This is a genomic window from Moritella sp. Urea-trap-13, assembly GCF_002836355.1.
GTDB lineage: Bacteria > Pseudomonadota > Gammaproteobacteria > Enterobacterales > Moritellaceae > Moritella.
Map to the genome: position 1 here is coordinate 180767 of NZ_PJCA01000037.1, position 26320 is coordinate 207086.

Consider the following 26320-nt stretch of genomic DNA (forward strand, 5'->3'; position numbering starts at 1 on the left):
CGATTTTTTCGTTTTAAATCCCTCCAACAAACTCGCCGACATTCAGTCAACTGGTAATGTGCGCTAGGTTTCACTTAGAGTCTAAACTTTAATAAAATATCAGATAAGACCAGTCAAATGCTGTTATATTCTCCGAAAATCATATAATGTGTAGAGAATTAGCAACAATTGTATTTTATAAACAACTATAATTGGAGTCTTCAGAAAATCTAACGATGTAGGCTTTATTTACGAAGTTAGTGTCATTTTACCAGACAATGGAAGCAATATGTCGAACAAATCAAGAATATTGTTACTCAACGGACCGAATCTAAATCTTTTAGGTAAAAGAGAACCTGAGACTTACGGCTATCAAACACTTAGCGACATTGTAGAACATTTAACCGATGTTGCAACTGAGCACGCTATTGATTTGCGCCATGAACAATCTAACGCAGAACACGAGCTCATTGATCATATTCATGCGGCTATGGGTAATACTGATTTTATCATTATCAACCCAGCAGCCTATACGCATACCAGCGTGGCGATTAGAGATGCATTATTAGGGGTTTCAATCCCATTTATCGAAGTACATCTCTCTAATGTACACGCACGAGAACAATTTCGTCATCATTCTTATCTATCAGATGTCGCCAAAGGCGTTATTTGTGGATTAGGTGCTGATGGTTATGAATTTGCACTGCTTTCTGCTGTCAAACAGCTTAAGCAAACTAACAACAAATAAAAGAGATCATTATGGACATCCGTAAAATTAAAAAACTGATTGAACTAGTTGAAGAATCTGGCATTGCAGAATTAGAAATTTCAGAAGGCGAAGAGTCAGTACGAATCAATCGTTTTAGCAGCACTGCACCAGCTCAAATGCAGTATGCACCAGCACCAGTTGCTGCAGCACCTATCGCAGCGGCACCAGTTGCTGCCGTTGAAGCTGCACCAGCAGAAGTAGCGGGCCATCAAGTTCGTTCTCCTATGGTTGGCACATTCTATAATGCAGTATCTCCAGGCGCTGCACCTTTTGTTGCAATCGGCCAAACAGTTAATGTTGGCGATACTCTATGTATCTTAGAAGCAATGAAAATGATGAACCAAATTGAATCAGATAAAGCCGGTGTAGTGAAAGCTATCCTAGCAACAGACGGTCAAGCTATTGAGTTTGATGAACCTCTTTTCATCATTGAATAACTACGGAGTTTCCAATGTTGGATAAAGTTGTTATCGCCAATCGCGGCGAAATTGCATTACGTATTCTTCGTGCTTGTAAAGAATTAGGCATTAAGACGGTTGCAGTACACTCAACAGCAGATCGTGAATTAAAACACGTATTGTTAGCTGATGAGACAGTTTGTATTGGTAAACCAGCGGCTGTAGACAGTTATTTAAATGTACCAGCAATCTTAAGCGCAGCAGAGATCACGGGCGCGGTTGCCGTTCACCCGGGTTATGGTTTCTTAGCTGAAAACGCTGATTTTGCTGAACAGGTTGAACACTCAGGTTTTATTTTCATCGGTCCTAAAGCTGAAACTATTCGTCTAATGGGCGATAAAGTATCTGCGATTGCGGCAATGAAAAAAGCCGGTGTACCTTGTGTACCAGGTTCTGATGGTCCACTTGATACTGACGCACAACGTAATAAGAAAATTGCTAAGCGCATCGGTTACCCGATCATTATTAAAGCTGCCGGTGGTGGTGGTGGTCGTGGTATGCGTGTGGTTCATGAAGAAGCAGACCTACTTGATTCAATTGCGTTAACACGTAATGAAGCCGGTTCATTCTTTGGTAATGACATGGTTTACATGGAGAAATTCCTAGAAAACCCACGTCACATCGAAGTGCAAATACTGGCTGATGGTCAAGGTAGCGCGATCCACCTTGGCGAACGTGATTGTTCACTACAACGTCGTCACCAAAAAGTAGTTGAAGAAGCTCCAGCACCGGGTATCACCGCTGATCTACGTCGCCACATTGGTGAACGTTGTAGCCGTGCCTGTGTTGATATCAACTACCGTGGCGCTGGTACGTTCGAATTTCTTTATGAAAATGGCGAATTCTATTTCATCGAAATGAATACCCGTATTCAAGTTGAACACACCATCACAGAAATGGTTACAGGCATTGATTTAATCAAAGCACAACTACGTGTTGCTGCGGGCATGCCATTAACGATTTCTCAAGATGAAGTGCGCTTAACTGGTCATTCAATTGAGTGCCGTATTAATGCCGAAGATCCAGAGACATTTATTCCAAGTCCTGGTCAGATCAAACGTTTCCATGCCGCTGGCGGTTTTGGTGTACGTTGGGAATCGCATGTCTATGCGGGTTATAAAGTACCACCACACTACGATTCAATGATCGGTAAGTTAATCACTTACGGTGAAAATCGTGATGTAGCAATTGCTAGAATGCGTAACGCATTACAAGAAATGGTAATTGACGGTATTAAAACCAATATCCCACTACATCTTGAAATTTTGAAAGATGAAAACTTCCAGAATGGTGGCACTAACATCCATTATCTAGAGAAGAAATTAGCACTGAAAGCGCAAAATTCGAAATAGGCACTAAATCAGTTCTAGAGAAGAATTAAGCTCATTGCATAGCAAAAAACCCAAGCGAGTTACTCGTCTTGGGTTTTTTATTATGCCAATCCTTGTCATTAGCCCAATTCTTTTTATTATCTCCATAATCATATCTGGTATTACCTCTGCAATCGCCATGCTATTTCTCTGTATTCTCTATTCCAAATTACCGTTACTGCTTTTAAATGCTCCAATACTACCAATGCAGATCATCAAAAAAAACCATAAAAAAAACAAAATCAATATAAAAACAAACACTTATAAACGCCATTGATTTAACTTACTTTTGCTTAGACCATTTATCCGGATCCTGCTCATAATATTACAGTAGGCATTATTCTTTAGAACATAAAAAAATGTACTATGTACAACAACCCCCTAATCACTATAAATTTTATTGTAGTTTAATCGCATTATTAACAATGAGATAGGATGTGTCATTGGGTCACACCTTTAATTTAGGGGATATTTATGAAGCTAAAATCAATACTTTCAGCAGCCATTCTTACTGGTTTATGTTCAACAGCAGCGGTTGCAGGAACAATCACTTCACAGGATAATAACGTGGTAGTTGGTTACTGGCACAACTGGTGTGACGGTCGTGGTTATCAAGGAGGCAACGCCCCTTGCGTTGAACTTGAAGCAGTAAACCCGCAATACAACGTCGTCAATATTTCATTCATGAAAGTTTACGATACTGCCGACGGCAGCATTCCAACCTTTAAACTCGATCCAACTATCGGTCTCAGTGAAGCAGAGTTTATCGCCCAAATTAATACCCTTAATAGTCAAGGTCGCAGTGTATTAATCGCCCTTGGTGGCGCTGATGCTCATATCGAATTAACCCGTGGTGATGAAGATGCCTTGGCAACAGAAATTATTAGACTGACCGACCTATATGGATTTGATGGTCTCGATATCGACTTAGAGCAAGCCGCCATCACAGCGAAAGATAATCAGTTTGTTATTCCGGCAGCATTAAAAATGGTGAAAGATCATTACCGTAAAACCGGTGATAATTTTATGATCACCATGGCACCGGAATTTCCTTACTTAACCGCCAATGGTGCTTACACTCCATACCTAACTGAGCTTGATGGTTATTATGATTTTATTAATCCGCAGTTCTATAACCAAGGTGGCGATGGCCTGTGGATTGAAGGGCTCGGCTGGATCGCACAAGATAATGACGAATTAAAAGAAGAGTTTATTTACTACATTGCCGACTCGCTGATTAACGGCACGCGTAACTACCATAAGATCCCACATGATAAATTAGTCTTTGGCCTGCCTTCGAGTATCGATGCGGCGGCGACCGGCTACATTAAAGAACCACAGGATTTATATAACGCTTTTGAGCGTTTAAAAGCCCAAGGCCAGCCACTCCGTGGTGTCATGACTTGGTCAGTAAACTGGGATATGGGGACGGACGCGGCCAACAACAGCTACAATCAACAATTCATTAAAGATTATGGCAATTATATTCATAATCAATTACCACCTGTGACAGATATGACGCCAACCTTGGCGGGGATTGTCGATACTCGTGTCGAGCTCAACAACAGTTTTGATCCATTAATCGGGATCACAGCCAAAGATTATCAAGGTAACGATATAACAGCAGATCTCACGGTCTCGGGAAGTGTTAATACCAATCAAGTCGGTGACTACTTATTAACTTATAGCGTCAGCAGTGATGATGAAACCGCAAATCAAGGGCGTAAGGTCACGGTATACCAGCTATTACCGAGCTTTGCTGGTATCACCGATACTAGCATTGTTATTGGTAGTCCGTTTGATCCAATGCAAGGCGTCAGTGCCAGCCATCCAACGCAAGGCGATCTTACTGCGAATATCACTGTAACAGGAGAAGTAGATAACAATGTTGTTGGTGAATATGAGCTAACTTACACCCTATCTTACGGCCAAGATAATCAGCAAACCATCACCAATAAACGCACCATTACTGTTGTCAGTGATGCAGTGAGTGATGATGATTGGCAAGTTGGTAGTACCTATGTCAAATATGATAAAGTCACTCATAACGGTACAACTTGGACCGCGCAATGGTGGACTAAAGGTGAAGAACCTGGGACTACTGGCGAATGGGGTGTTTGGCGTTAATAACGGGCTAACTAAGCCATATTAACTAAATAAATCGCTTAAAATAAAAATCCAGTATTCGCTTAATAGGCCGACTGGATTTTTATTGTATGTAAATAACCGTATTATTTATCTGCTTTACCGGCTGCATTGGCAAATTTAGCCAACTGCTTGTCTAACCAAAAAGGTCTCGTGGCATTATCTTCACAGCGTTCTTTACGACGAATGGCATTACGTACCAACATAGTGCCTAGCCAACGAATTGGCTCAGGTGGAAAGCTGCCTTTTGGCCCTTTGGTTAAACCGTTATGACTCCACTTATCATTATTACCCAGTAGCATAGAGGCTAAGATCTTACCGCCAATCCAAGTTTGGCCAACGCCACTACCGGAATAACCAAAACCATAATAAATATTACCTGTTTCTTCAATCTTACCGAAAAATGGCAGTCCCGTCGCCGAGCGATCAGAAGGCCCAGTCCACGTCACCGCAAATTCTTCATCCACTAGCGTCGGAAATAATTTATCAAAAGACTGACGCAGTAACTTGCCATAACGTGTTGGTTGATTGAATAAAGGTCTGACGGCATTAGCATAAGAGAAGTGATTACCGCCCTTACCTAACATCAAGCGACCATCCGGAGTACTGCGATAGTAATGTACAAAGGTGCGGGAATCGAGCACCGTTTTACCATCAACTAATCCCATCTTTTTTAACTTTTCGGGTATCGGTTTAGTGATCGCCATATCTGACGATACCACCACAATTTTATTTTTAAATTTTGGGAATTGCTCTAACATCCAGGCATTCAATGCCATCACCGCTTTAGTCGCATAGATAGTGCCTTGCGGGGTATTAATCACAACCTTATGCTTGGTGTCCTTAGTGCTATTTCTTAAGCTAAGCGAGTTAAGCGAATTATCCTTAATAGCTAACATCGGCGTGTTTTCATAAATCCGCACCCCGAATTGCTCGGCAACACGCTTCAAACCACGAGCCAATTTACCTGGTTGCACACTCGCTGCAACTGGCGAAAAATGTCCTGTTTGATGCAATTCAGAACCAGCATGGCGCTGTACTTTCTGCGCTTGCCACGCCTGCCAACTGTTTAATTCATGTTTATCTAATGCCGCTAATGTCGCGTCTAACCCACCAGTTTGTGCGGCGTTCGTGGCGGTAAACAAGGTGCCATCACGACGTAGTTCAGCATCAATATTATGCTGTAAACAAAAGGCTTCAATTTCAGCCACCGCTTGCTCTGATGCTTTGACTAATTCAACCGCCTGCGCTTCGCCATATAAACGTTGCATCGACAAGTATTTCGTCGACCACGTTAACATGCATCCTCCATTACGCCCTGATGCGCCACTACCACAGAGACTTTTCTCTATGATCATCACATCGAGGCTAGGTTGCTGCTGCTTGAGCTGAATAGCCGTCCATAATCCGGTATAACCACCACCGACAATACACACATCGGCGACGGTATCTGCCATTAGTGATTGGGGCGGTACATTATTACGGTAGTCAGTTTCGAGATCCATCGCTTGTTGAAACCAAAAAGGTTGGAACTTGGGCTGTTGCGTCATGACTGCACTCTATTTAAATTGAGGGGGTTAACAAGGATACATACGCTAGAAATAAAAAATGCGCTAACGAGGGACGTCAGCGCAGCACTATTATGGACGTTCGCCAGCGGCTAAACGGGCATCAATATAAGCAACAACTTGTGGTAGATCAGCGATAGTATCAATCAGGTAATGGGCATTAAACGGCGTAAAACGGTCGCGCGCTTTTTCACGCGCTTGATGTAATGTGGCTTCGTCTGCAGCTAGGTATTCAGCTAGCGTTAGACCCGCTTCATTACCCGATAACAATAAACCCACAGTCCACATACCAGCATTGTGACCTTCTTCAATACCCGGTACGGAATCATCAACCTTGATACAAGTGCCAACATCCGTGACAGCCATATCAATGACGTTTTTAAGTACCATATATGGTGCAGGACGGCCACCAGCAGCTAAATCATCAGTCGCCACCACACAATCTGGCACATAGCCTTTTTCTGCCGCAATCGGGATTAGCTTGTCCATTACCACGCGTGGATAACCAGAACATGAACCGATTTTAACACCTTGCTGTTTTAGCCCATTCACCACATCGAGGGCATGAGGGATTGGGTCTGCGTGCTCACCTACTTTAGCTATTTGTAGCGGCATGAATGTTTCGTAAATTGCATCAATATCAGCCTTGCTGATCCTTGTGCCAAACTGTGCCTGCCAGCGTGATGCGACTGCCGGTAATTCCGATACCGCTTTAATGTGATCCCATTTTCCCAGCCCCATAGGCACACGCGCTTCCGCTAAACTAATATCAAAATCATATTGCGCCTTAAAAGCCGCAATAAAAATAGTCGTCGGTGCAAATGAACCGAAATCAACTATGGTGCCCGCCCAGTCAAAAATAACCGACTGAACATGATTCAATTTTACTGACTGATGTGGTGCGATGTTAGACATAATAATATTTCCAAATATAAAGATTAATTTAAAATTGAGTTAACATTTAACTTGCCAATACTTGGCTGTTTCCATCGCTACTAACAGGCGTTGGATATCGCTTGGATACACATCGCCGATATTACCAATACGGAAACAATCAGCGTTAGAGACCTTACCTGGGTAGATAACAAAGCCTTGTTCTTTAAGGCGGTCGTAAAATTCTTTGAATTGATAATCACTGTGTGTCGGAGAGTAGAACGAGGTGATGATTGGTGAATGTAATGACGCATCAAGCAGCGTAGCAAAACCCAGTTTCGCCATACCAGCAACTAACGTGGTTTGATTTTCTTGATAGCGTTGATGACGAGCGGCAATGCCACCTTCTTCTTCAAGTTCTAATAACGCTTGATAGAATGCACGCACTGTGTGAGTAGGAGAAGTAAAGCGCCACTTGCCGCCATTGGTTTCCATGCAATGCCACTGGTCATACAGATCAAGCGTTAATGAACGCGCTAGCCCTTTACATTTTTCCAGTTCACTTTGACGGGCAATGACAAAGCCAAAACCGGGGACACCTTGAATGCATTTATTGGCTGAACTGATCAAGAAATCAACGCCTAATTCAGCCACATCCAGCGGGATGCCACCAAAACTCGACATCGCATCTAAAATAACGATCTTACCGTGTTGCTTCGCTAGCTGAATAACCTCATCAATCGGATTTAACATGCCCGTTGTGGTTTCACAATGCACAATCGCGACATGGGTAATGCTGTCATCGGCGCTTAATTTCGCTTCGACTTCAGCAATACTTGGTTGCGCCGTTTCACCTGGGGCAATAACGTCACAAGCAATATTTAAGTAATCAGCGATTTGCGCAATACGGGCACCGTATGCACCGTTATCAACCACCAGTAGTTTACCATCAGCAGGAATAACACTACCGATTGTTGCTTCCACTGATGCGGTACCGCTACCTTGCATCAATACACTGGTATAACCCGCTTGTGGGGTTGCTAATTGAACTAACTTAGCGCGGATAACTTCAACAATGTCTTTGTTATATTCATCATCCCAAGTACACCAATCCTTTAGCATGGCTTCTCGTACACTTGTTGTAGTAGAAAGTGGACCCGGTGTAAGTAATAAATATTCGTTTTTCATCTCTGCTTCCATTTGGACTATACCAGTTGATGAGAACTCTAGCAGTGCATTGCTAGGTTGGTAAATAGGTCCACAGCAGAATTCACAAAAGCTTCATATTCGCCAACATGCAAGAAAAACACCTCGAGCAAAAATCTAACTCATGAAAATAAATCAAATAATTTAATTAATAAAACTGCCATTAAGCAGTCATATTATTGTCATAAAACAACTCTATTATCATTCCCAACAAATCTGGTACAGACCAGTATCAACCGTTAATAATTTTTGGAGTAACACGAATGAAACAACGTTGGATGATAGGTTCTATCGCAGCCCTAGGCGCTTTGTTTACTGCACCAGTATTTGCCGCAGAAGCTGTGGTGGTTTACACCGCCTTTGAAACAGATGTATTAGCGAAATACAAAGTTGCCTTTGAAAAAGAAAACCCTGATATTGATATCAAATGGGTACGTGATTCCACCGGTATCATGACAGCAAAATTATTAGCCGAAAAAAATAACCCACGTGCAGAAGTGGTTTGGGGTTTAGCTGGTTCATCAATGGCATTACTTAAAAACGCTGGCATCTTAAAACCTTACTCACCAAAAGGGGTCGAGAATCTGCGCACTAGCATGATCGACCCTGAAGCAAACAAAGCATGGTATGGCAATGACGCCTGGTTCAATGCCATCTGCTTTAACGAATACGTCGCTAAACAATATAATTTACCCAAGCCAACATCGTGGGATGACCTGCTTAAACCGATTTACAAAGGTCACATCGCCATGCCGAACCCAGCTTCATCAGGCACGGGTTATATGCAAGTATCAGCCTGGTTACAAACCATGGGTGAAGATAAAGGCTGGAGCTATATGACCAAGCTGAATAATAACATTGCGCATTACACCCATTCAGGTTCTAAGCCTTGCGTACAAGCAGGCATGGGTGAAGTGGCGATTGGTGTATCTATGGCCTTACGTGGGGCGAAATTAAAAACCCAAGGCGCACCACTGGATGTGATCTTGCCAGACGGCGGTATCGGTTGGGAGTCAGAAGCGGTGGGGCTAGTAAAACCATCGGCAGCAGCTAAGCGCGTTGTTGATTGGTCAATCTCAAAACAAGCCAACGAATTATATAATGAGTCATATGCTCTTGTTGGTCATAAAGACGTAAGTAAAGCAGTGACGAACTATCCGAATGTCCAAGAAGCGATGGTCGCAATGGACTTTAGTAAAATGGCCGATGACCGTAAAGCAGTATTACATACGTGGTCAGAAAAATTTGATTCAAAATCTGAAGTGAAATAAGCGCTAACCACGCAATTTAAGCATCCAGATTTCACTAAGCTAGGGGTTATTAATAACCCCTAGCTTAGTCGTTTCTAACATATTACTAATCAGTCTCCCCCCTATCTACACACGATTAAATTAGCCATGACAAGTGTAAATCCCATTTAAAAATAACCACTTGTCATCAAACTGTCACTTAGCCTGCCTACCATGCTGGTATAGTCCAAATAACTTATGAGTAGTCAGATGAACACGTATCTCAACATCAATAATCTTGTTAAAAAATTCGGTAGTTTCACTGCATTAAATGATATTTCGTTGCAGATCAATCAAGGTGAGTTCATCTGCTTTTTAGGCCCATCTGGCTGTGGTAAAACCACCCTGCTGCGCGCTATCGCGGGTCTCGACTTAGCCACATCAGGCGTTATTTTACAAGACGGTAAAGACACCACTTTCTTACCACCAGAGAAACGTGATTTCGGCATTGTATTTCAATCTTATGCCTTGTTTCCCAACTTAACCGTGGCTGAAAATATTAGTGTCGGGTTACACAACCAAGGTAAATCAGTCGCAGAAACTGTTGATATAGTTAATCACTGGTTAGGCATTATTGGTTTAACAGACTCTGCGCCTAAATACCCCAATCAACTCTCTGGCGGTCAGCAGCAACGTGTGGCACTGGCCAGAGCGTTAGCGTTATCACCGGGATTATTATTACTCGATGAACCACTATCAGCGCTAGATGCGCAAGTACGTACTCACTTAAGAGAAGAGATCCGCACCCTGCAGCGTAAGCTGGGTATTACAACCATTATGGTGACTCATGACCAAGAAGAAGCATTGGCAATGGCCGACCGTATCGTGGTGATGAATCACGGGGTGATTGAACAAGTGGGCACGCCACAAGAAATTTACGATAAACCAGCATCGCGCTTTGTTGCCGAGTTTGTTGGCAACATGAATTTCATTGCCAGTTCAGTGATCTGCGATAAGCAAATTCGCATCGCCGAAACCTTGCTAGCAAAACCGAAAAAAGCGCTAAACCGCGGTGACATGTTTGATTTAGCCGTGCGTCCTGAAGATATCCAATTTAGCGATAACCACCAAGACCTGCCAGTACAGATCAAAGCCATGGAATTCCAAGGCACTTACGTACGCACCGAATGCCAATTAACCGGCAATATGGATGCCCCTATGATCAAGGTCGACGTGCCGATCCGTGAAGTCAGAAAATTAGGCTTAACCAATGGTGAGTTCCGCCGTATTAGTTATAGCGACGATTTCACTCACATCTTCCCACGTAAAGGCAGTACAGCAGCAATAGCAGTAAATACACCCGCGGTAGGGGGTTAACATGGACATGGACATGGACACAAGCATCAATAAAAACTTAACGACACCCAATTACCTGCAAAGATTAACGCTTTCCTTTAGTCGCGATAGCGCGATCTTGGCCAGCATATTAATTATTCTAACCGTGTTAATGGGCTTTTTCATTGTGGCGCCGATGTTCACCATGCTGGCGAAAAGTGTCCAAGACGTTGATGGTCATTTTATCGGTTTAACTAATTTCACCGAGTACTTTGCTTCTAGCGCCATGATCGCGTCGATCGCGAATACCGCCACAGTAGGATTCATTACCACTGTCATCGTAGGCGTGATGGCATTTAGTTATGCCTATGCGCTTACCCGCAGTTGCATGCCATTTAAAACTTTATTTCAGATTATTGGTTCCGCGCCGATCTTAGCGCCATCACTACTACCAGCCTTAAGTTTAATTTACTTATTTGGCAATCAAGGCATTGCCAAAGAATTACTCGGTGGCGCCTCTATTTACGGTATCGTCGGTATTACTATTGGCCTGACATTTTGGACTTTCCCCCATGCCTTAATGATCTTAACCACCTCATTACGTACCTCCGATGCGCGCTTATATGAAGCCGCTACCGTATTAAAAAATCATCCCGTTAAAACATTTTTCATGGTGACCTTACCGGGTGCAAAATACGGCATCATTAGTACCTTAATTTTAATATTTACCCTGGTGGTGTGTGACTTTGGTGTGCCTAAGGTTATCGGCGGTAGCTATAACGTATTAGCCACCGACATCTTCAAACAAGTGGTTGGCCAGCAAAACTTCGCCATGGGCGCCGTGACCAGTGTATTACTACTATTACCAGCGGTATTGGCCTTTATCATTGACCGCCATGTGCAGCGTAAACAACAAAACCTGTTTGATTCACGCTCTGTGGCTTACATACCAATGCCACATAAATTACGCGATGGCCTTTGTTTGTTATTTTGCAGTGTCATTGCGGTTGCGATCATCACTATTATTGGCATGGCCATATACGCGTCATTCGTCACATTCTGGCCATGGAATTTAACTTTAAGCTTTAATAATTATAACTTTAGTGAAGTAAGTACCTATGGCTGGACGCCGTACTTTAATTCGCTGACCTTAGCCAGCTGGGTAGCGGTATTCGGTACAGTGATCATTTTTATTGGTGCTTACGTTATCGAAAAAGGCCGTGGCTTTGGCCCTATTCGCCAATTACTACAAATGATCACCATTATTCCGATGGCCGTACCGGGTATTGTCTTAGGTCTAGGTTATATCTTCTTTTTCAACGATATAAACAACCCGCTGAATGGCCTATATGCCACCATGATTTTATTGGTAGTGAATACTGTGGTGCATTACTACACCGTCGGTCACATGACCGCATTAACGGCATTAAAACAATTACCGGCCGAGATTGAAGCCATTTCCGCGTCGATTAAAATGCCGCAGTACAAGTCATTTTTTGTCATTACCCTGCCGATTTGCGCCCCAGCAATCATGGATATCGCGGCTTATTTGTTTATTAATGCCTTAACCACCACCTCTGCCGTGGTATTTTTATATGCAACCGATACCATTCCCGCCTCGGTGTCAGTGTTAAATATGGATGATGCTGGACAAACAGGTGCCGCTGCAGCGATGGCCGTGATGATCTTAGTCACCGCCGCATTAGCTAAAATAACGCATTTAATTGTCGCGTCATTTATTAATAAAAGAACCCAAGCTTGGCGCCAAAAATAATCGCGTAATACCTCAAATTAAGCATCGACCAGCTACAGTAGAAGGCATACCCAGTAGCAGGTTAATCTCCTAATAGCAGAGGCAACAGTGCAATACTTAAAAATTAAACAAGAAATTTTACTGCAGATCGAATTGGGTTCACTATTTTCCTCAGGACAAAAGCTTACCTCAGGACAGAAGTTAACGTCAGAGCGTAAACTTGCAGAAGATTTCAATACCACCCGCGTGACCCTGCGCGAGGCTTTATCTTTATTAGAGTCTGAAGGTAAAATCTATCGAGAAGATCGCCGCGGCTGGTTTATTTCTCCAGAACCGCTACGCTATGATCCGACCAATACCATTAACTTTCATAATCTCGCACTGAGTCAGCAGCGCACACCGAAAACAGAATTAATCAGTGCCACGCTAGTACCGGCCGATAACCATATTGCACAGCTATTGCAAGTCGAACCACAAACCGACGTACTGCGTATTCATCGTATTCGTTATTTAGATGAACGGCCGGTGGTATTGGTGACCAATTACGTATTACCAAATCGATTTCCTAACTTACTCAGTCACGATCTGTCTAAATCGTTAACCGATATCTACCAGCAACATTACGACACCCTTTATCAACAGACCCATTATCGTATTCGTTCTTCGTCATTAGTGGCTGATACCGCGGCGCCATTACGCGCGACGTCGGGCTGCGTCGCCATGTATATAGAACGGGTTAACTATGATCAACATGGTCAATTATTGGATTGCGATCTGGAATATTGGCGCCATGATGCGGTGACGATTGAAGCGCAAGCAACACGCCAACAATAAACACTCATAAGGACTAACTATAGGCGTCCACAGTAACCAGGGATAAGCGTAGAGAATAAACAGTCACGTCATTATGATCGTGTATATAAGCACCAAAATTACGACTTTAACGCATTAAATAGGCTGCACTTTGTCATGCATTAGAAATAATGTAACATATCAAAAAAGACCAACTAATATGGTCTAGAAGACCCTATGCAAGTTCACGCATATTTAACACTCTAAATGATAGGAATTTATCCATGGAATATCTTCAAAAACTACTCGAGCAAGCGCCTGAGCTTGCTGCGATTTACGGTACCAAAATATTGCTTGCATTGGTTATCTTTACGGTTGGTAAATACCTTGCCAATGTAATGAAAAAAATCACTGCGAGCTTATTAATAAAACGTAATATTGATAAAACCGTCGCATCGTTTATCAGTAATATGGCCTGGGGTGTGGTATTTGCCTTCACGGTCATCGCCACACTAAGTCAGTTCGGTGTGCAAACTGCATCTCTGGTTGCTGTTGTGGGTGCCGCCGGTTTAGCCATTGGTTTAGCCTTACAAGGTTCATTATCAAACTTTGCCGCTGGTGTACTCATCGTTATCTTCCGCCCTTGTCGTATCGGTGATTACATCGAAGCAGCTGGAGTATCAGGTACAGTTGACGAAATCACTATCTTCTCAACACGTTTGATCACACCCGATAATAAAGTGATTATTGCACCCAATGCAGCAATCATGGATGGCACAATTACTAACTATTCGGCATTGGGTAAACGTCGTTTAGATCTTGTGGTTGGCGTATCGTATGACGCGGACATTAAACAGACTAAAGCAATCTTAACTGCAGTAATCAACAACAATGAATTTACCCTAGAAGATCCTGCACACACAGTGGGTATTTTAGAGTTGGCTGATTCATCAGTTAACTTCGCCGTGCGTCCTTGGGTGAAAACGGCCGATTACTGGGGTGCTTATTTCAGCATGCAAGAAGAGCTTAAACTGGCGCTAGATGCAGCTGGCATCGCCATCCCTTATCCACAATTAGACTTGCATGTACAAGGTAATCCAACACCAGCAGCAAGCTAACTGTTAATAATAAAGAACAAGTGATAAAGCAAAAATGGGAGCCGAATGTGGCTCCCATTTTTATTACGTTCTACTTTGCTATCCCCGACAGTATTTAAATATCACGACGTTCGAACAAAGGGCCTTCTTTAAAGCTATAACCGCTTATATGACTATGTGGTAAACTGCCCATCGCTTTACCAAACTGGCGTTTATCTAAATTAATCAGATTCATGTGATCGCCCGATTCCATAAATAGCTGCTCTTGCTCGAACAACATATCGTCCACCAACATATCCATACCGTAGATCTGCCCGAGTGAGGGTATTGCCCCTGGTTCACAATCTTGAAACAGTGTCGCTAATTCATGCTCTGCCAGTAAATAATATTGCTTACCAGTTTGCCGATTAATTTCACCAATTAATACATGCTTATTTGCCGGCACCACCGCCATTAAATAATCGCCACCAATATCACGTAAAATCACCGCTTTGGCGACTTGTGAACTGGGGACGTGCGCCGATAGCGCAGAATTAAATGAACTGGCGGTGTGACGATGTTTAACTAAACTAAAATCGATGTTGTGACTAGCTAAGAACTGGCCAACTTTGGTTGCCATACTCATTTCAGCCTCCATGAAATACGCTGTTCTACCAGTAAAGTATGGAAGCTAAATCGCTACAACGCGAGTTAATCACGTTATTATTTAATCAATAATATTAAACCGCACTCAAGCGATATTTTCGCTGTTTGTAACCTATTAAAATAACCGCTAACAAAGCATAACCAAATGCTTGGATTAATAACTGGGTTTGAAAATGACTAACCATCTCAAAATCAGCACCCATCTGATTTAACTGTAACAAGCCTTGGATCGCTGCAGTGCTGGGAAATAATTGTGAAATAGCCACCAGCCAAGTTGGCATCTCACTTACCGGCCACACAAAACCACTACTAAACAATACCGGCATTGAGCTGAATAAAATCACCTGCGTCGCCGTTTCCGCTTGGTTATACAATTGCCCTAACGCTACGCCAAGACAAACCACAGCCAATAGAAACGGCACTAATAGCTGGAGAATATCCAACGCAGCAGCGAGTCGATTAACCCCATACATATCCAATGCAAAACCAAAATAATACAAACTAAACACCAAATACAGGCTTAAAAACACCAGACAACGCGCCAATAATAATAATGTCGGCGAGGCAGTTAACCAGTAACCCTGTTCTTTGGCGCGTGAGCGTTCATTCTGACTGCCGGATAAAATACCGCTGACGATTAATAGCGTTTGCTGCAAGATCAAAATAAATACCGCTGGCACCACATAATCTAAATAACCGTTTACCTGATTAAACACCGGCTGTAGGTTTAACGAGGCGGGTTGCCATTGCTGCTTAGCTAACAGCATATTTTCTGTATCGACCGTTAGCCTCGCCACTTTAATTTTCGCTGACAAGGTGCCCCCCGCTTTAAGAATACCCGAGGCAATCGTCGAGTAAGTCATAAAGTAGCTGGCGTCACCACCGAGCGATAAGGTTACCGCCTTTTCCATGAGTAAATCACGACGAAAATGTTGAGGAATAATCAAAAAACCTTTAATTTCCCCTTGCTCAATTAACGCTTCGGCATCGCGTACCGAATCCACCTGACCAGTAACATGTGCATCCGGTGTGGCGTTAACCATGCGGATCAACTCACGACTCACCGAACTGCGATCGTAATCAATCACCACAATTTCGGCATCTCTTGATACCTGCTGAGAATACGGTAACGGGTACAAGATCGAGTACATGATAATACCGCCAAACATGGTCAATAAAATACTGCGGTCGGCGAAAATACTTTTAATTTCCAGTACCACAAGTGCCAATAATTTATTCATCTTCATGCCCCGTTGAGATCGCACTATGCTCAGTTAACAATGCATTATCACGATGACGCTTAATACGCGCTATCGCCACCACGAAGGTTAATGTAAATAACCCTAGGGCCATTAATTGCGGCAGCAACACCATAAAGCTCTGGCCATAATTTACCTGACCTATCTGTAACTGCATATAATGGCTGATGGGTAATAGAGCTCGCCATATTTGAGCGAGTTGCGGCATGCTTTCAGCAGGGAATGTCACCCCGATAAAGGCAAACGCTGGCGCAGAATAAGCCGCCCCCATACTAATGGCTTGGGTTAGATTCATCGTCAACGTGAAGATAAATAGGGCGATAGCCTGCCCAGCCAATACCGCCATCACTAGGATTAACAATAAGTACCCCCAGTTGCCATGCATCGGCATACTCAAGTAACCGTAGAAGAAGGTTAAAAACAACAAACCATGCACGGTAGACAGCAAGGTGTAAGGTAATAATTTACCCACCACGGCACTCATCACTGAGCCATCAGCCCGTTGGAACCAACTCCCTTGGCTATTGTTTTTATATTCCGAGCCAAACGCTAACAATACCGATACCAGCACAAAAATCTGCCATAACGCTGGCACCGCCGCCGTCACCAAAAAAGGTACGTAGTTAGTTGAAACGTTATAAAGTGGATTAACCTGAGTCGAAATAGGCGCAACAGCCCCTTTAATCAAGGCCAGATTGCCCCCTGTTGCTAAGGTTTTTACTGCATCAATTTGCGCCGTAAAAGTGCCAAAGGTTTTCGCCATATTCGACGAAACTAATTTACCAATTAATACATACTGGGCATTGTAAAAAGTACTGACTTCCGGCGTCATCGCCAGATAGATGTGTTTCTCAAAGTCACGTGGAATGTGCACAACTGCATATACCTCTCCACGTTGCATCAAGGCTTTACCTTCAGCAAGATTGGTCAACTGACTGGTTACGGCAAGTGCTGGATTGGCGTCAATATAGCGCACCAAGTTACGCGATAGTCGGCTATGGTCTTGATCAACAACCGCCACCGCCAGATCGCGTGGAATGCCTTGCGAAAAAATAGCGTAGATCAATAACATGCAAGCTAATGGCAGCCAAGTCACCAGTGATAATTGCCATTTCGATGCCAATATCAACTTGTTCTCACGCTGCCAAACGGCTTTAATCTGAGTAATAAATGAACTCATCATCAACCAACTTACTGCGCAGTGGCTGACGGCGCCAGCTCAACAAGGACGCTCATACCCACACGCAGATCCGCAATTGGCTTAACCGGTCTTGCTTCAATCTCAAACGTGCGTAAATCAAAGCCTTTAGCATTATCGGTCGAACGCCAAGTCGCATAATCACCCATCACCGCAATGTGTGTAACTTGATATTGATGCATCGCGTGACCCAATGCTGGGATACGCGCGGTTAATAACGTGCCTTTTTTCAATCGTGGTAATAAGTCTTCACGAATATTAAATACTGCCCAGCTATCGTTGATATCGACAATACTCACTACCGGGAAACCCGTTGGCGCTAATTCACCTTCTTTCAATAAGATCTGCACCACTTCACCATCACGCAGAGCATATTGCTTAGTATCTTTGGTATATGACTCGACTTCCGTCACCACACCTTGGGCCATACGCTCTTGTTCTATCGCCGCTTGCTTGGTTTCTTTGCGCGCGCCTTCTCTCGCCATTTGGTAACCTTGGTAAGCCGCATTTTGGGTATACTTCGACGCCTGCCATTTGGTATAGACTTCATCGCGTTTTTGTTCTGGCAATACCCCGTCATTATAGAGGTTATCCACACGCTGATAGGTTTTATCCATCAACTGCGCTGCGGCTTGGGCTTTTTTCCACTGATCTTTAGCGGCGATAATTTGTTGCTCACGGGCACCCGTTTCAGCTTGTTCGCGCATCGCCGTTGCCGCTGAACGACCGGCTTTTGCTTGCACCAGTTTGGCATCTAATTCAGGACTCGCTAACGAAAAAATTAATTGCCCTTGACTCACTTGCTCACCTTTCTTCACATCCACTGACGCAATGCGTCCCGGGATCTTAGAAGATACATTATATTGCTCGGCTTCAATCTGGCCTTGTAACAAAATATTTTTCGGCTCATAAGCCTTATTAAATTCAAATACTAACCAGCCAATAACAACTAATACGACTACCGCAATGATGCCTTTTTTAACGTTACTCATTTATTTAACCTCGATACCATTGATTTGTAGATAGTCCATGAAGTGGTCGATATCGCCACTCACAGATAATAATTGTGCCAGTGATTTGACATAGTTATAGCTTGCAGACAGACGCTGAACCCGAATACTGGTGGCATATAGTTGTGAATCAGCCACTTCCAGTGAGGTTGATAAACCTTGGCTAAACGCTTTTTGACGCAGTACCACGGTCTCTTCTGATAATGCTTGGCTGGATGCCAAGGAATTATATTCTTCCAATGCCTGACTCATTTCTGCATAGGTTTTTTCCACCAGAATCGATAAGTCTTGCTGCATTTGCATTTGTAATAAATTCACCTGACGTACCGAACTTTTTGCTGCCACCACTTCTTGTGAAGTACCCGAGCGCTCTATAATCGGAATGCGCACGCCAACACCCACCATCCATTCCGGTAATAACTCCCCGGTCGCAGAATCATCGCTATATAAATTATAATTACCATATAGCATGACCTCAGGTAAATGCTTGGCTGATGCCATGTCCACCATGCCTTTCGCTTGCTCACGTTTGGCATTTAAGATGGCAATACCGGGATGGTCGGTTAAGGTTTTAGTTAAATACGGCGTCACCGAGGTAACACTGTTATTGACAAATAACGGCGTGGTCGGCAATACCGAGTCTTGCTGCTTGAGCATTTTGGTTAACGCCAGCTTGGCAATTTCATAATCACGCAGGGATTTTTGCGCTTCAATTTGGGCTTTATCCAATGACACTTGCGCCATTAACCGTTCGACTTTAGCGATCTGGCCTTGTTGTTCAAACTTCACCGCATGATTTAGGTGGTCGGCTAACGCATCTACCGCATCGAGGCGCACTTGATAAACTTGTTCTGCTAACACCACGCCAAAGTAATACTGCACCAACTGGGTAAAGGTAGCGCGTGTGGCTAAGTTATAGTTACTTTGCGCCTCATCCACTTGCGCTTGACGTATGTCTTGCGCAGCGGTAATACGGCCACCGGTGTACACAGGTAACACTGCATTCAATGACGAATGAGCAAAGTTCTGATTGGTTAACGGGACATTAAAAGAAGGGATGAAATTTCCCACAGGTGGTGTATCTACCGAAATAGGCTTATCAAAATGGGTATACGAACCGGTAATATCAACGTTCGGTAAATACAGCGACTTGGCTGCATCTTGTAATGCTTGCGAATATTTCACTTCTTCTTTTTTTGCCTGTAGGGCATCATTTTTCTGCGCCACTTGATACCAAGCGGTAGAAAAATCGATAGCGGCGGCTTGCACATTACAACTCAACGCAATAGCCGTAATAACGCCATAAAAAACTATTTTCATTACTTATTCCTAAGATCACGCCGTTGTGGAATAGTCCATCAACATTAATTGAATAACGAACTAAGCTATTAATATCAAATAATTAAACAGCGATGGATAATATTGTCAATAACTGTACACACCGTCATTTTTATATCTGAATAGCCGATAGTAGAGTTTATACTCTAAAAATAGCCTAATAAGAACGACAATGCATAACAAAAACCAAATGATAACGCATAAATTTATCGAGAACTACGTCAGAATTAGACTAATTTCAATAACAGCTTGCTAACAAACGGTCAATTGAACGCCTGTACGAGACAGGGGTAAGACAATAAAAACTGTAAATTTGCATTTAATTACCATTAACCGATGGTGTCTTATAGCTTAGATGCGTACAATTATGCCCACGAAATAACTGAGAGAAAATAGATGCCTTGGATCCAATTAAAAATTAATGCTAACGAAGAAACAGCTGAGAAGATAGGTAATATGCTATCTGGCGCAGGAGCAAGTGCGGTCACATTTATGGACTCACAAGATACGCCTATCTTTGAACCACTTCCGGGTGAAACACTGCTTTGGGGTGATACAGATGTAACAGGTCTATTTGACGCTGATAAAGATATGCAGCCAATCTTAGCCTTCTTAGCAAAAACCAAGGTATTAGGTCCAGATTTCCGCCACAAATTAGAAATCCTAGAAGACAAAGACTGGGAACGCGAATGGATGGAAAACTTCCACCCAATGCAGTTTGGCGAGCGCCTATGGATCTGCCCAAGCTGGCGTCCAGTGCCGGATGAAAATGCGGTTAACGTGATGCTTGATCCCGGTTTAGCATTTGGTACAGGTACTCACCAAACAACAGCATTGTGCCTTAAATGGTTAGATGGCCAAGACCTAACAGGCAAAACAGTTGTCGATTTCGGTTGTGGTTCTGGCATCTTAGCAATCGCAGCACTTAAATTAGGCGCCAAGCGTGTAATTGGTGTTGATATCGACCCACAAGCTATTTTAGCAAGTCGTGATAACGCTGAACGTAATGGTGTTGCTGATAAAATCGAATTGTACTTACCTGCAGATCAACCTGAAGGTATCAAAGCCGATGTCGTGGTTGCAAATATCCTTGCAGCACCGCTACGTGAGCTATCAGGGCTTATCGTTAGCTTCTTAAAACCAGGTGGCAAACTAGCATTATCTGGTATTTTGGATCATCAAGCAGCAGAATTGAACGAAATTTATCGTCAACACTGCATCATGGATGAACCAACGCTGTCTGATGAGTGGGCGCGATTAAACGGCCAAATCAAATAATATTACCCATACTGTTTAATCTACATAAGCAAATGCAAAAATCAGGCTTGTGTAGATTAATTAAACAGTAAACACGTAAAAAACGTGCGAACGGTAATTAATCAGGCTAAAATACACGCTATCTCAATTTCTCATTTAACCTCAATGAAAATTGCATAATAAGCATTTTAGCTAGATTATCTGTGGTTATAATTTGATTTAGAGGTGTTTTTTAGACTATTTAATGATTTTAACTAAAAAAATATTCAATAGTCTAATTATTAACCTTTTAACTCGGGTGAAAAATGCGTAACATACGCCGCCTTAGAGCAAATGAGCCGCAACAGATGAAAATAGGTCCTTATCTTCTGGATAACCAATTATTCTTGGCTCCAATGGCTGGTGTAACCGATCGTCCTTTCCGTCAACTTTGTCGTGATTTGGGTGTTGGTATGGCTGTGTCAGAGATGTTATCGAGTAACCCTCGAGTTTGGTCTTCAGAAAAATCGCAACAGCGCATGGATCATGCTGGCGAAACTGGGATCCGCTCCGTGCAAATAGCAGGAGCAGATCCAGAGTTGATGGCCGCGGCCGCGCAGCACAATGTAAAAAATGGTGCGCAGATCATTGATATCAACATGGGTTGTCCGGCGAAAAAAGTGAACAAGAAATTTGCCGGTTCTGCATTGATGCAACACCCAGAACAAGTGAAACGGATCTTGGACGCGGTAGTAAACGCGGTCGATATACCAGTAACACTAAAAATACGTACCGGTTGGGATCCAGAAAATCGCAACGGTGTAGAGATAGCTGAAATCGCCGAGCAAGCTGGAATTCAAGCCCTCGCGGTTCATGGTCGTACTCGCGCTTGCCTGTACAAGGGCATGGCAGAATACGACACTATAAAAGCGATTAAAGCTAGCATTAGCATACCTGTGATCGCAAATGGTGATATCGATAGCCCAGAAAAAGCTAAACAGGTACTTGAGTACACGGGTGTTGACGGTCTGATGATCGGACGTCCAGCTCAAGGTAATCCTTGGATTTTTCGGGAAATAAATCACTATCTTAAAACAGGTGAAAAATTACCCGTACCAACTGCTGATGAAGTTCGCCGAGTCATTTTGCAACATGTCGAAAACCTACACCAGTTCTACGGTGAGTTTAAAGGCGTTCGATTTGCGCGCAAACACGTCGGTTGGTACATACAACACCAGACTAATGGTGTTGAGTTTCGTAAAAGCTTTAATGCATTGGACAGTTCTGTGGAACAACACCTTGCATTAATGAAATATTTTGATGATTTAAGCTAACGAGAAGAGCAATATATGTTTGAACAAAATCTGGCTCCTAGTGCCTTAACAACTTCTGCAACCGTGCAACAAGCTGAGCAAATTGTACAGAAACCATTACGTGATTCTGTCCAACAAGCACTACGAAATTACCTTGCACAATTAAACGGCCAAGACGTAGAAAACCTTTATGACTTGGTACTAGCAGAAGTTGAAGCGCCAATGCTAGATATCATTATGCAGTATACGCGCGGTAACCAAACCCGTGCAGCTGTGATGATGGGCATCAACCGTGGTACTCTTCGGAAGAAACTAAAACGTTACGGCATGAACTAAGCGTTATTGCCTTAACGTAACGTAATAAAAAGCCAGCCCTGATTTATCAGGGCTGGCTTTTTTATATCTTAAAAACGAGTCAGACTAAGCGGTAGAGGTAAGAAGTAAAACTGACTTACATTTCTGGAGTTAATACTTGATAAACATAACCCGGCAGCTCCGTGCTTAGTTTAACCGCAAGTCGCTGTTCTAATAATTGTTCGCTTTGCGCCGAGATCTTAAATGGCCAGCGTTGATTAGCGATACTCTTACTACCATCCATGACATTCAAGACAATGTTGCCACGTAACCAATACCACGCTTGGTGTTGCTCTACCGCGCCTTTATCTAAGGTTAAGACTAATTTGTATTGGCTATCATCTTTAAGCTGTACGCCCACTTCAGCAGCGCCGCTTTGCAGGGACAGTAACGCTTGCTCATCGGTTGCTGACGTAGCAAAAGATAATGCCGCTAAACGCGTTTTAATCATCCGAGTTAAGGTTTCAACCGAATACTCCACATTGACATCGTTGCCAGTCACTACACGCAGGTTATTATTATCATTTAAGCGCGTAATTTGACGCTCACGCGCACTTTCTAATGCACTAAGGGCAATCAGTGGGTTTGGTGCTTGTTGCTCGGCATACTTCACTGCAGCGCTAGTTTGCTCATCTGCAGCACGTATCGATTGCATGAATAATGCCGCGGCAGGCGCCTTCTTCATCACTGCGAGACTCGACTGCTGACCCGTCTCTGGATCTTGCCAACGCTCAACAATACTGGTGCCTTGTAGCACTTGCTGAGCTTGGGTATTTACAAAGCGTGATAAGGTTTGCTTGTTATCAACCTGACGAACCGTAGTACCACTAGCATTGCTCTGACTAATACTGGCTTCGCTAAAATCAATACTGTCATCGGCAATCGATACTTCGAATATCTTGGCTAAATTAGCTAATGCGCGGTTATCGGCAACACTGCTGGTTTTCGCTTGTCCTGAAGCGGTTAAATAAACGTTTTCAGGATAGTTAACATCAGCCCCATCTAACCAAGTAGGTCGTTCTGGGGTACTGCTACATGCACTCATCAAGATAGCAGCGGCAGAGATTAAACTGGTCGAAAAAAATTTATTGATCATGTTGTCGTGTCCTGTAACAAACCGAGACTTAAGCGCCCGCCCATATTTAAATCATTGGGCAAGCAGCTTAGGAATAACTAAGGTGATAAGGGGGTATATGCTTTTTTAGCCGCACTCGAATAAAACAGTAAAACGGTTTGCCCTGGTTTTAACAACAAAGGCGCCGCCGCCACAGTAACAGCTGGAAGATGGCCAATATTGGTCATCGCGACTGACTCTGGGCTAATCGTATCTGAGTTGATACGATCAGAACTATTAGTATTGGAGCTAATAGCATCTGAGTTGGTAGCAGCATCCGCTAACGCCGTATTCGACGGCGGTAAACTTAAGCCGTTGTCAGACTCGTCAGCACTATCTGCGATATCATCAGAGATACTCGCCGTGGCATTAATCAACACAGGCGCGACTAACTCAGGTGTCGTTAATACTGGAATTATCGGCGCAACATCGGTAACAGATAAACCTTGGGTTAGGCTCGGTTGCTGTAAATAATAAGTGCCCGCATCCAGTGTCAAACGTTGAACTTGAATACTGGCCGGTAACATATTCCAACTACGTACATCCGCCATTTCGCTGATCATACTGGTAATATTCAATAACAAGGTCGCCAATCCGTCCTCGTCCTTTTTTTGCACTTCGTGTAATGCCGTTTGTTTGATGATAACCCGTGCTAATGCCGCGGCATAAATCGCTGCCGATTCGGCCTCGAGATCAGCACGAGCTAATAAATTTACATCATCAAAAATTTCAGTTTCAGCAGTTTTTCCTAATACGCTAAAACGCCAAGGTACCGGTTTGACATAATTCTTGGCATAGTAAGGTAGCGCCAAGGAAATGTTGTAACCCAAACTTGGTGCATATACGCTCATGTATTGCTGTTGCTTTGCCGACACAACGCCGCCCCAGTACACCAAAACCAACTGGCTTTTATTACGAGCGAGCGGCTTGACGTCATGACCAAATTTCTGAACATATTTATCATGTTCAGATCTGAGACCTAACTGCTTCGACGCGAGCAACAAGCTGTCTTGCAATACCCGCGGTATCGAGGCTTCACTGGTTTGCATTACTTGGTAAGCTTGGCGATAACTGATCATGGCGCTATCGGTTTCATCACCGAGCTCATACACCAAACCACCCAAGTAATAACTACTTGATACTAGTCCTGACAGGCCACTTTCCGGTAAGCTTTTGGCTAATTCTTGCATTTGCAATACTTCAACCCGCGCACCATCAAGATCATCTTCCATCAAGTAAGATAAAATCAATAGTTGCTGTAATAACATCCGTTCACTGGCGGTACTGGTATAACTGCGTAAGGTTTCATTAACTGTTACCGCACCAATGTTTTCACTAACACTGAGCGCTTGCAGTTGGTTAATTTCCGTTTTCGCGGCCTGCAATTCATTAATGCCACCAGCAAAATCGCCATTCACAGCACGCAATAAACCGAGTGTGAGTTTATATTGGGCAAGATCGCGCTCCGGGTACTCCCGTTGCGCAACTTCGGTCAATACTTGACTCGCATTGCCATTATCTAATGTTTGGGCCAAATCATTGAGTTGATGCTGCTGCATTGAACAACCTTGCAATAAACTAAACCCAATAACAGCGAGATAACGACGCGAACGTAAAAATGTTAATACAGCTTTCATCACAACCTATTAATAACGTAGTTTACCGTTAGACACTAATTTCTTCAGTTTCTTCTGACCTACCCATACCTTGCGATTATCCGCTAGGCTAATGAGGCTTAAATCAACTTGGTAATAACGTACTTGTTCGCTATCTGCAGTATCAATAATGGTATTGATCTGACCTTTCAGAATAAAGTCAGCGCCTTGTTCTTGGCCTGCTGCATTACGGGTTGATTCAGTGGCATTTAAGTCTTGGTCAATACGCTCTTCACGGATCTCCGAACGCTCGTCACTTGATGCGACAAACTCAACTTGGCCGCTATTAATTAGCTCGCGTTCCATTTCATTCACAAAGGTTTTGGTATTGATGTGTTCATGGCTTAAGTTACGCACGGTGCCGACGATAACGGACGGTGATTGACCAGTTTTTGCGGTGAACTTGTTATACCAAGGACGTGCTAACACATCACTGATCATTTCTTGCGCTACCATTTGTGAGTCAGTGTCGTTCCACGCGCCGCTTAAATCTACCGTTTGACCAGCATCAACACGCTCAACAGAAGTACTACAACCAGCTAATAACGTCGAGACTAAAACCGAACCTAATACTAATTTTAACAACTTATTCATTGATAATTTCCTTTCTTAAATTTAATACAA

The 26320-nt window shown here is 43.2% G+C and carries 23 protein-coding genes; 12 read left to right on the plus strand and 11 right to left on the minus strand.

The features are described 5' to 3' along the window. Window positions 1-268 precede the first annotated feature (268 nt). The 4 genes from aroQ (at window position 269) to CXF93_RS22435 (ending at window position 4703) form a co-directional block, all read left to right on the plus strand. Entirely contained in the window at window positions 269-727 is a 459-nt protein-coding gene (gene aroQ, locus CXF93_RS17745; RefSeq protein WP_101063855.1) for a type II 3-dehydroquinate dehydratase, read from the plus strand. An 11-nt stretch (window positions 728-738) separates the two neighbouring features. After that, window positions 739-1185 carry an acetyl-CoA carboxylase biotin carboxyl carrier protein gene (gene accB / locus CXF93_RS17750; protein WP_017223158.1) on the plus strand — a complete coding sequence of 149 codons (447 nt, stop codon included), beginning with the start codon at window positions 739-741 and terminating at the stop codon, window positions 1183-1185. 14 nt (window positions 1186-1199) lie between these two features. Continuing rightward, a complete protein-coding gene (gene accC, locus CXF93_RS17755; protein ID WP_101063856.1) occupies window positions 1200-2558 on the plus strand; it encodes an acetyl-CoA carboxylase biotin carboxylase subunit in 1359 nt (452 codons plus the stop codon). Between the two features lie 492 nt (window positions 2559-3050). After that, window positions 3051-4703, plus strand: a complete 1653-nt coding sequence (locus CXF93_RS22435; RefSeq protein WP_101063857.1) for an immunoglobulin-like domain-containing protein — start codon at window positions 3051-3053, stop codon at window positions 4701-4703. Window positions 4704-4807: 104 nt separating this feature from the next. Here CXF93_RS22435 and CXF93_RS17765 read toward each other — a convergent pair whose 3' ends face one another. The 3 genes from CXF93_RS17765 to phnW all read right to left on the minus strand — a co-directional run bounded on the left by CXF93_RS17765 (window position 4808) and on the right by phnW (window position 8350). Beyond that, window positions 4808-6271: an FAD-dependent oxidoreductase gene (locus CXF93_RS17765; protein ID WP_101063858.1), complete on the minus strand. Its 1464-nt coding sequence runs from the start codon at window positions 6269-6271 to the stop codon at window positions 4808-4810. A 90-nt stretch (window positions 6272-6361) separates the two neighbouring features. Next, a complete protein-coding gene (gene phnX, locus CXF93_RS17770) occupies window positions 6362-7204 on the minus strand; it encodes a phosphonoacetaldehyde hydrolase (protein WP_101063859.1) in 843 nt (280 codons plus the stop codon). Between the two features lie 39 nt (window positions 7205-7243). Next, a complete protein-coding gene (phnW, locus tag CXF93_RS17775) occupies window positions 7244-8350 on the minus strand; it encodes a 2-aminoethylphosphonate--pyruvate transaminase (RefSeq protein WP_157824464.1) in 1107 nt (368 codons plus the stop codon). Between the two features lie 281 nt (window positions 8351-8631). Between phnW and CXF93_RS17780 the strand changes: the two genes are divergently transcribed. From CXF93_RS17780 to CXF93_RS17800, 5 genes are all read left to right on the plus strand, one after another. Next, window positions 8632-9639 carry a putative 2-aminoethylphosphonate ABC transporter substrate-binding protein gene (locus CXF93_RS17780; RefSeq protein ID WP_101063861.1) on the plus strand — a complete coding sequence of 336 codons (1008 nt, stop codon included), beginning with the start codon at window positions 8632-8634 and terminating at the stop codon, window positions 9637-9639. 228 nt (window positions 9640-9867) lie between these two features. Continuing rightward, window positions 9868-10974, plus strand: a complete 1107-nt coding sequence (locus CXF93_RS17785; protein ID WP_101063862.1) for a putative 2-aminoethylphosphonate ABC transporter ATP-binding protein — start codon at window positions 9868-9870, stop codon at window positions 10972-10974. Window positions 10975-10987: 13 nt separating this feature from the next. Next, on the plus strand, window positions 10988-12706 hold the full coding sequence (locus tag CXF93_RS17790) for a putative 2-aminoethylphosphonate ABC transporter permease subunit (protein ID WP_101063895.1): 1719 nt from the start codon (window positions 10988-10990) through the stop codon (window positions 12704-12706). An 87-nt stretch (window positions 12707-12793) separates the two neighbouring features. Further along, window positions 12794-13519: a phosphonate utilization transcriptional regulator PhnR gene (gene phnR, locus CXF93_RS17795; RefSeq protein ID WP_101063863.1), complete on the plus strand. Its 726-nt coding sequence runs from the start codon at window positions 12794-12796 to the stop codon at window positions 13517-13519. Between the two features lie 242 nt (window positions 13520-13761). After that, the gene (locus CXF93_RS17800; protein WP_101063864.1) at window positions 13762-14595 is read left to right on the plus strand and encodes a mechanosensitive ion channel family protein; all 834 of its coding nucleotides are present in this window, start codon (window positions 13762-13764) and stop codon (window positions 14593-14595) included. A gap of 94 nt (window positions 14596-14689) precedes the next feature. Here the strand turns inward: CXF93_RS17800 and CXF93_RS17805 are convergent, their stop codons facing one another. The 5 genes from CXF93_RS17805 to CXF93_RS17825 form a co-directional block, all read right to left on the minus strand. After that, a complete protein-coding gene (locus CXF93_RS17805; protein WP_101063865.1) occupies window positions 14690-15199 on the minus strand; it encodes an aminoacyl-tRNA deacylase in 510 nt (169 codons plus the stop codon). A gap of 94 nt (window positions 15200-15293) precedes the next feature. Then, a complete protein-coding gene (locus tag CXF93_RS17810; protein ID WP_101063866.1) occupies window positions 15294-16460 on the minus strand; it encodes an ABC transporter permease in 1167 nt (388 codons plus the stop codon). After that, window positions 16453-17661: an ABC transporter permease gene (locus CXF93_RS17815; RefSeq protein WP_232784251.1), complete on the minus strand. Its 1209-nt coding sequence runs from the start codon at window positions 17659-17661 to the stop codon at window positions 16453-16455. The genes CXF93_RS17810 and CXF93_RS17815 overlap by 8 nt, the downstream gene beginning before the upstream one ends. Window positions 17662-17669: 8 nt before the next feature. Beyond that, the gene (locus CXF93_RS17820) at window positions 17670-18668 is read right to left on the minus strand and encodes an HlyD family secretion protein (RefSeq protein WP_101063868.1); all 999 of its coding nucleotides are present in this window, start codon (window positions 18666-18668) and stop codon (window positions 17670-17672) included. Further along, window positions 18669-20006: a TolC family protein gene (locus CXF93_RS17825; RefSeq protein WP_101063869.1), complete on the minus strand. Its 1338-nt coding sequence runs from the start codon at window positions 20004-20006 to the stop codon at window positions 18669-18671. Between the two features lie 414 nt (window positions 20007-20420). Between CXF93_RS17825 and prmA the strand changes: the two genes are divergently transcribed. From prmA to fis, 3 genes are all read left to right on the plus strand, one after another. After that, window positions 20421-21302: a 50S ribosomal protein L11 methyltransferase gene (gene prmA, locus CXF93_RS17830; protein WP_101063870.1), complete on the plus strand. Its 882-nt coding sequence runs from the start codon at window positions 20421-20423 to the stop codon at window positions 21300-21302. Window positions 21303-21628: 326 nt separating this feature from the next. Continuing rightward, the gene (dusB, locus tag CXF93_RS17835; protein WP_157824465.1) at window positions 21629-22594 is read left to right on the plus strand and encodes a tRNA dihydrouridine synthase DusB; all 966 of its coding nucleotides are present in this window, start codon (window positions 21629-21631) and stop codon (window positions 22592-22594) included. A 15-nt stretch (window positions 22595-22609) separates the two neighbouring features. Continuing rightward, a complete protein-coding gene (gene fis, locus CXF93_RS17840) occupies window positions 22610-22909 on the plus strand; it encodes a DNA-binding transcriptional regulator Fis (RefSeq protein WP_006032374.1) in 300 nt (99 codons plus the stop codon). Window positions 22910-23024: 115 nt separating this feature from the next. Here fis and CXF93_RS17845 read toward each other — a convergent pair whose 3' ends face one another. The 3 genes from CXF93_RS17845 to CXF93_RS17855 form a co-directional block, all read right to left on the minus strand. After that, window positions 23025-24023: an LPP20 family lipoprotein gene (locus CXF93_RS17845; protein WP_101063872.1), complete on the minus strand. Its 999-nt coding sequence runs from the start codon at window positions 24021-24023 to the stop codon at window positions 23025-23027. A 77-nt stretch (window positions 24024-24100) separates the two neighbouring features. Continuing rightward, window positions 24101-25678: a hypothetical protein gene (locus CXF93_RS17850; protein WP_101063873.1), complete on the minus strand. Its 1578-nt coding sequence runs from the start codon at window positions 25676-25678 to the stop codon at window positions 24101-24103. Between the two features lie 9 nt (window positions 25679-25687). Then, window positions 25688-26290 (minus strand): penicillin-binding protein activator LpoB, encoded by a 603-nt coding sequence (locus CXF93_RS17855; RefSeq protein WP_101063874.1) that lies wholly within the window; start codon window positions 26288-26290, stop codon window positions 25688-25690. Window positions 26291-26320: the final 30 nt, after the last annotated feature.